Source organism: Oryzifoliimicrobium ureilyticum (assembly GCF_037199735.1).
GTDB classification, from domain to species: Bacteria; Pseudomonadota; Alphaproteobacteria; order Rhizobiales; family Rhizobiaceae; genus Rhizobium; species Rhizobium ureilyticus.
Map to the genome: position 1 here is coordinate 1 of NZ_JBBBVQ010000083.1, position 642 is coordinate 642.

Sequence of the window (642 nt, forward strand, 5' to 3'; positions counted from 1 at the left end):
GCGCCCAAAGGTTCCCTCAGAATGGTTGGAAATCATTCGCAGAGTGTAAAGGCACAAGGGAGCTTGACTGCGAGACCTACAAGTCGAGCAGGGACGAAAGTCGGGCTTAGTGATCCGGTGGTTCCGCATGGAAGGGCCATCGCTCAACGGATAAAAGCTACCCCGGGGATAACAGGCTTATCTCCCCCAAGAGTCCACATCGACGGGGAGGTTTGGCACCTCGATGTCGGCTCATCGCATCCTGGGGCTGTAGTCGGTCCCAAGGGTTGGGCTGTTCGCCCATTAAAGCGGTACGCGAGCTGGGTTCAGAACGTCGTGAGACAGTTCGGTCCCTATCCGTCGCGGGCGCAGGAAATTTGAGAGGAGCTGTCCTTAGTACGAGAGGACCGGGATGGACGCACCGCTGGTGTACCAGTTGTTCTGCCAAGGGCATCGCTGGGTAGCTATGTGCGGACGGGATAAGTGCTGAAAGCATCTAAGCATGAAGCCCCCCTCAAGATGAGATTTCCCATTCCGCAAGGAAGTAAGATCCCTGAAAGATGATCAGGTTGATAGGTCTGAGGTGGAAGCGTGGTGACACGTGGAGCTGACAGATACTAATAGATCGAGGACTTAACCTATATTCTAATGTGAAAAATGAAC

At 53.9% G+C, this 642-nt stretch carries 1 rRNA gene; it reads left to right on the forward strand.

Annotation, left to right across the window (positions count from 1 at the left end):
• Window positions 1–620, forward strand: a 23S ribosomal RNA gene (locus tag VQ830_RS28730); the annotation flags it as partial.
• Window positions 621–642 lie beyond the last annotated feature (22 nt).